At 42.2% G+C, this 6,459-nt stretch carries 4 protein-coding genes and 1 pseudogene; 3 read left to right on the forward strand and 2 right to left on the reverse strand.

Going from position 1 to position 6,459, the window contains the following annotated elements:
* Nucleotides 1–183 precede the first annotated feature (183 nt).
* Nucleotides 184–321, forward strand: a complete 138-nt coding sequence (locus tag V7K36_RS18020; RefSeq protein ID WP_335117931.1) for a hypothetical protein — start codon at nucleotides 184–186, stop codon at nucleotides 319–321.
* 170 nt (nucleotides 322–491) lie between these two features.
* On the opposite strand, the pseudogene V7K36_RS18025 reads toward V7K36_RS18020, so the two are convergent.
* Nucleotides 492–1,032 (reverse strand): annotated as a pseudogene (locus V7K36_RS18025) (IS630 family transposase); the annotation flags it as partial.
* A 794-nt stretch (nucleotides 1,033–1,826) separates the two neighbouring features.
* Here V7K36_RS18025 and V7K36_RS18030 point away from each other — a divergent pair.
* Both V7K36_RS18030 and V7K36_RS18035 read left to right on the forward strand, forming a co-directional pair.
* Complete coding sequence (locus V7K36_RS18030; protein ID WP_335117932.1) at nucleotides 1,827–2,696, forward strand: zinc metalloprotease HtpX; 870 nt, start codon at nucleotides 1,827–1,829, stop codon at nucleotides 2,694–2,696.
* Between the two features lie 102 nt (nucleotides 2,697–2,798).
* Nucleotides 2,799–3,221 (forward strand): hypothetical protein, encoded by a 423-nt coding sequence (locus V7K36_RS18035; RefSeq protein ID WP_335117934.1) that lies wholly within the window; start codon nucleotides 2,799–2,801, stop codon nucleotides 3,219–3,221.
* A gap of 521 nt (nucleotides 3,222–3,742) precedes the next feature.
* On the opposite strand, the gene V7K36_RS18040 is transcribed toward V7K36_RS18035, so the two are convergent.
* Nucleotides 3,743–6,274, reverse strand: coding sequence for a type I restriction endonuclease subunit R (locus V7K36_RS18040; RefSeq protein ID WP_335117936.1), 2,532 nt, complete (start codon nucleotides 6,272–6,274; stop codon nucleotides 3,743–3,745).
* Nucleotides 6,275–6,459: the final 185 nt, after the last annotated feature.

Below are 6,459 nucleotides of genomic sequence, written 5' to 3' on the forward strand. Positions count from 1 at the left end.
TTGTTATTAGAAAATAATCGCGCGATCGCTTCATATACAAAAGCTCTAGAATTCAGAAATGGCAAAAGTTTTCGGAGAGTGACAGAAGAGGGGTATTCCTCTTCTGTCACTTTCCGGGAGGGCGATCGCTAGAAGCCTCATGAGGCAATCAATACAAGCTATACTATTAGAAAAAAATTGGTCTTGTATTTGTTATTAGAAAATAATCGCGCGATCGCTTCATATACAAAAGCTCTAGAATTCAGAAATGGCAAAAGTTTTCGGAGAGTGACAGAAGAGGGGTATTCCTCTTCTGTCACTTTCCGGGAGGGCGATCGCTAGAAGCCTCATGAGGCAACCAATACAAGCTATACTATTAGAAAAAAATTGGTCTTGTATTTGTTATTAGAAAAGAATCGCGCGATCGCCTGCTATACAAAAGCTCTAGAATTCGGAAATTGCAAAAGTTTTCGGAGAGTGACAGAAGAGGGGTATAGCAACCGCCGTGGCGGTTAGGACGCTAGAGATAAAATATGCTCCATCGCATCCGGTAGACACTCACATTGGTCAAGTTGCTTGCGAATGCGACTTTTGAGCCAAGACCAGCATTGCTCAATCTTGTTGAGAACCGGTGAATTTGGGGGTAAGTACAGCAGTTTACAACCTGCTTGCTGAATCAGTTGCTCAATATGACCGCCTTTATGGAACGTGGCATTATCGATTACTACCACCTGTCCTGGTTCCAGCAGAGGAATTAAGCTCTCCTTCTAACCAAATCTCAAACACAATCCGGTTGCAAGAACCAACGCAGGTAAAAGCAGCTATCAGTTGATGGTTACGCAAGGCCGCAATCATATTCACTCGACCTTGCCGCCGCCCTGACTTGAGCGCGTGAAACCGTTGTCCTTTCTCATTCCAGCCATAACCGTAATCTTCTCGATTGTCCATACCTGCTTCATCGACATAAACAATCGTTTCATCTGCTTGGGTTGTCAACTGTTCTATGAATGCTTGCCGTTTAACCTTATCCCGCTCTCGATAGCCATAGGTCTTTAAACAAGGGCAACACAGAATAATATCATGTCCGCATAATTAGTTACGATTCCCACACTTATTGCACCCCACCCCTTAATCCCAGAGGATTAAAGGGTGGGGTTCTTCGGGTTTAATAAGCAATCAAGCGGACATGATATAAATCATCTCTGAGTTAATATCTGTGAGCAGACTAACAAACCTCAATACCCAAACAGTGCGAGGAATTTTCTGAAAAAATTTCTTTTGTAGTTGCATATTCCCTGTTTAGCTGAATGCAATTATAGTATTTCACGAAATATCTACTACATCTACATTGTTAGTACCGCAAGGCGGAATTTGAAATTCAAAATTCAAAATTCAAACAGGTATACAGCGTAAGTGTGTTATTGATTCGGAATGGGTGGTTTATTTACGCCGTGTTGTACTAGAGGCGTACATCTGAAGTTTTGAAGGCGTGTTAACTAGATTTTCAGCTATTTACTAAACAGGCGTATGAAGTACAAGGGATAAACTCAGAACCTCTATAAGTAACCAGATCTAAATTAATGGCGTAGACATCGTACTTGTAATTCCTGCCTATATCAACAACTTATTACTATAGATAGATGCGTTTTTGATATCTATTTTATTACCAATAGACAACGGAGCAAAAAAAACTAAATTAGTATTTAGAAGAGTTAAGTAGGAAAACCGTACTTATCTGATAGGTTTTCTGTACCATATATCTAAGTTTATCTGGATACAATCGAAGTGTGGCTTAATTAATGCTGGTTTCTATAAAATTTATACAGCATTAGCAGGAGAGCAAAAATATGACAAATCAATTGAAAACGGCTGCTTTGCTAGCGGCGCTAAGTGGTCTTTTGATCGCAATTAGTTACTGGATAATTGGCGGTTCTAGTGGGTTGATAATCGGAATTGGCTTGGCAGCAATAACAAACGTGTTTTCGTGGTATCAATCAGATAAGATTGCGCTGGCAGTATACCGCGCCCAGCCTGTGAGTGAAAGGGAAGCACCAGGACTTTATCGGATGGTGCAGAGATTGAGCGATCGCGCTCATATTCCCATGCCCAAAGTTTACATTGTCCCAAGCCAAGGTGCTAACGCTTTCGCTACAGGGCGCGATCCCGAACACGCTGCTGTGGCTGTCACCGAAGGTATTTTGAATATATTGCCAGAGGACGAACTCGAAGGCGTTATCGCCCACGAACTCACCCACATTATTAATCGTGACACCCTCACACAAGCGGTTGCTGCTACTGTTGCTGGTGCTATCTCATTCCTAGCGCAAATTGTCAGTTACAGCTTATGGTTTGGCGGTGGTTCACGAGATGACAACAGAGGCGCAAATCCTTTGGGAGTTTTGTTAACAGTAATGCTTGCACCTGTGGCTGCAACGATTATTCAGCTAGCAATTTCGCGTACACGAGAATTCTCGGCTGATGCGGGTTCTGCTAGATTAACTGGTAATCCCCGTGCGTTAGCCAGGGCATTACAACGCTTAGAAGCCTCAGCAAAGCAGATGCCTTTAAATGCTAATCCAGCTTATGAGCCGTTATTAATTATCAATTCCATCTCTGGACAGTTTCTGGGTAATTTGTTCTCTAGTCACCCTGCTACAGAAGTGCGAGTTGCAGCATTGCTTAAATTAGAGCAACAACTGCCAACAAAAGCTTATTAATTTGTCATTTGTCATTTGTGAAATTAACAATGACTACTGATTATCAGTATAGGGTGCAGTTTTTATCCCAGAGTAAGCTTTGCAATTAAGGATATTTTAACTATGACTGCTAACAACATTGAATCCTTTAAACCCACAGGAATTGAATCTACCAAATCCATAGTAATTGTAGGAATTAGTTCTCAAACCGACGAATTAATAGAAACCGAAATGGCTGGCGAAAGTGATGAAGTGAAGCGTGAAATCAAAGCGCTGATTGAGGCACTAAAAAGACGCACTCAAGCTGATTCGGCGAGTACTCTGACGCGTGAAACCTATTTGAAAGCTGTGCGTCAAGCACGGGAATTAATTGAAGGAAGGAAACTGATGGAACGCGATCGCTTAGAAGACTCGTGGGCGATAATTCAGGACGAAGCCGAGAGAAACTGGCACTTAATGATGAAAGATGTAGTAGACTTCAGCTTTCGCCTGCAAAAGGCGGCTATTGCCGCTTGGGAAACCTTCAATAACCCTTACTCTCGTTAAATAGAGTGATGTCACTGGAAGCATAACTTTTCCGTCACCGAAAGCTTATACTTCCAATGCACCTCGGAAATATTATGCTTCCAATTTTTTAGACTTGACAAATTTACCAAAAAGTAGTTTATTTTTTGCCGGGGTAAATCGCTCAGTGACAAGCCTCAAATGATGTAAAATCGTTCCCGAACTGGTAATCCGCCCCGATTTATTGAGCGGATACGTTTTTTGAACGTATTGCCCGCAGTATAAAGGTTCTGGCAGTCCAAGCCACCTTGTACGCTAAATGCTTATGTATGCGGAATTTTGCCAGTTTTTGCCAAAATTGTTGTAGGCTCTTATTTTGGTAAAGGTATTGATAATATTAAAAGTTTTCCCTTGCCAAATGGCAAATGATTAAGGCAATCATATTCCATTTAACATTCATCGCTGAGAATTTTTTATTAGCCCAACAGATTGTCTAGAGCGTATTTTCAAACTCGTTGTATCCTAAAAAAATAGTGGATCACTGTATTGTCATACGGAGATTTTTAGTTGCTAGTGAGACGCTGATATACTTCTGAAACTAGCCAATCTGACACCATCTTCTGAAAATCACGGTCATTCATGTAACGTGCAAAAATTGCCTCGTTTTGATCTACTCGCTCAACAAACAGAGAATCTAACATTTGATTGAAAAGCAAGGCGAATTTGTCAGCAGAGTTTACCCGTGCTGCCTGTTGTAACTCTTCGTAATTGGCAGCAGTTTCCACAAGCTGATCAAAAAATAATTGATCGGCTTGGTTAAAATCAGTACCAAAACGATTGTTGATAATGTCGATTAGCTGTGATAGTTTGACTGTATCTCCACGGACAATGCTTGTGCCGACATCCTTTGGCCCATCTAGTGGACGGGCATTACCTTTGCTTAACTCTATTGAGCCTTCACTTATTTTCTGGAGGCGGTAATATTCTAGCTGGATTTCGCTATCAAAATCATACTGTACTCCATTCGGGTGGCGTGGCAATTTGGATGATAGGTGACGCAAAAAAATGTAGAGGCGTTCTAAATCAGAGTCTTGGTAGGGAATTATCTGGCTCAAGAAAGCGTAAAGGTTACGAAAGGCTGTCAGCTTTTTGCGCCAAATTTTAGCTGCTTCTGATTGATCGTTATGCAAAACGCAGAAGCGGTCAACGGCTGGGTCAAGCGCTGCATTCATCGCTTGATGGTCAGCCGGACTTTGACGTTGTTTCGGTTTAAAGTAAATTTCGCAAAATCGTTCAATTTCTTCATGCAGATATATTCCTAAAGCATCAAGTTCGCTCTGGAGTTGGTACAGTTGTTGAGGGTCTGCTTCTACTCCTAATTCAGCGCCTTCATAGAACTGCTGGAATGCTTGGCGAATTTCTTCCCTATCGTTAATAAAGTCTAAGACAAATGTATCTTCTTTGAGTGGGTGAGTGCGGTTGAGGCGAGAAAGGGTCTGTACTGCTTGAATACCCGCTAATCGCCTGTCAATATAAATGGTGTGTAGCAAGGGTTGGTCAAAGCCTGTTTGATATTTTTCAGCTACAAGTAAAACCTGATACTCGCTGGTAGCAAATCTTTCTGGTAATTCTTTCTCCCGAATGCCTTTATTCATCTCCTCTTCAGTGTAAGTTTTATCTTTAATCTTGTCGTCTGTGACTACACCTGAAAAGGCAACCAGCGTTTTGATCGAGTAACCTTTTTCTTTAATGTATTTGTCAAAACTCTGTTTGTAGCGCACTGCATCTATGCGAGAGCTAGTTATTACCATTGCTTTAGCTCGACCACCGATTTTATGCCGGGTAAAGGTGTTGAAGTGTTCCACTATTACTTCTGTCTTTTGGGCAATATTATGGGGGTGTAGACGCATGAAACGAGCCAGGGAACGGGCAGCGTTTTTGCGTTCTACGTTAGGGTCGTTTTTACTGGCTTTGTTGAGGTTGAAGTAGACTTTATAGGTTGTGTAATTACGCAGGACATCTATGATAAAGCCTTCTTCTATTGCTTGACGCATGATGTAGTGATGAAAAGCTTCTCCTTGACGACCAAAGATTTTCAGAGTTTGGTGTTTTGGTGTGGCGGTAAAAGCGAAAAAACTCAGGTTTGACTGATGGGAACGTTTGACTAGACTGCGGAAAAGTTCTTCTAAATGTTCTAGTCCTTCTTCCTGAGCGCGTTTACGTGCTTCAGCTTGCAATGCTTCGCCACTAAGTACATTTTTTAACTCGGTAACTGTTTCGCCTGATTGGGAACTGTGTGCTTCATCAATGATAACGGCAAAGCGACGGGTAGGCAGGACACCATTACTCTGTTCGTTACGTTCCTCTGCTAGTTTGATTAACTGGCGAGTCACAAAGGGAAATTTTTGTAAAGTGGTGATGATGATGGGAACAGCACTTTCCAGCGCTTGTGCCAACTGCCGGGAGTTATCGTCGATTTTCTCGACAACGCCATGACGATGCTCAAATTGATAAATTGCGTCTTGTAACTGCTGGTCAAGTACGCGGCGATCGCTAATTACAATTACACTATCAAAAACGCGACGGTTTTGCTCATTGTATAAGGAGGCAAGGCGATGAGTAAGCCAAGCAATGGTGTTACTTTTGCCACTACCTGCCGAATGTTCAATTAAATAGTTTTGTCCTACACCTTCACTTCTTGCCGCATCTACCAGTAATCGCACAGCCTGAAGTTGATGATAGCGGGGAAATATCATGGTTTCTTTTTTAAACCTGCGTCCATCATCGTCTCGCTTTTCTTCTGTTTGGAGATGTAAAAATCGGGCTAGAAGGTCAAGTAAACTGTCCCGTTGCAAGACTTCTTCCCACAGGTAAGCTGTGCGGTAATTACGCCCTTCTCTGTCTGGTGGATTGCCTGCCCCGCCATCGTATCCTTTGTTAAAGGGCAAAAAATGGGTAGCTTCTTCGGCTAGGCGTGTTGTCATCCATACTTCTTCAGTATCAACGGCAAAATGTACTAAGGTGCGGCGTTTAAACTCAAAGATAGTTTCCCTGGAGTCACGGTCTTGGCAGTATTGCTGTTTGGCATTTTCCACTATTTGCCCATGTTCATTTTTGCCTCTTTTGCGGTTGGGTTTTGTTTTTATTCTTTAATGCTTTAGATTCAGCAATATACTCCAATCTTTTGGTTGAGTCGATGGGGGATATTATTCCCCGCACCTCTCAGTTAAATCTGGGCGTGCGACTTTCATCGCACCCAGCTTCCGATGTTCTTAGCTTG

This window comes from Nostoc sp., from assembly GCF_036919555.1.
GTDB lineage: Bacteria > Cyanobacteriota > Cyanobacteriia > Cyanobacteriales > Nostocaceae > Nostoc.

What these genes read in the sequence shown, in the direction of transcription:
- V7K36_RS18035 (WP_335117934.1), top strand. Translation starts at nt 2,799, where the DNA reads ATGACTGCTAACAACATTGAATCCTTTAAACCCACAGGAATTGAATCT.
- V7K36_RS18030 (WP_335117932.1), top strand. Translation starts at nt 1,827, where the DNA reads ATGACAAATCAATTGAAAACGGCTGCTTTGCTAGCGGCGCTAAGTGGT.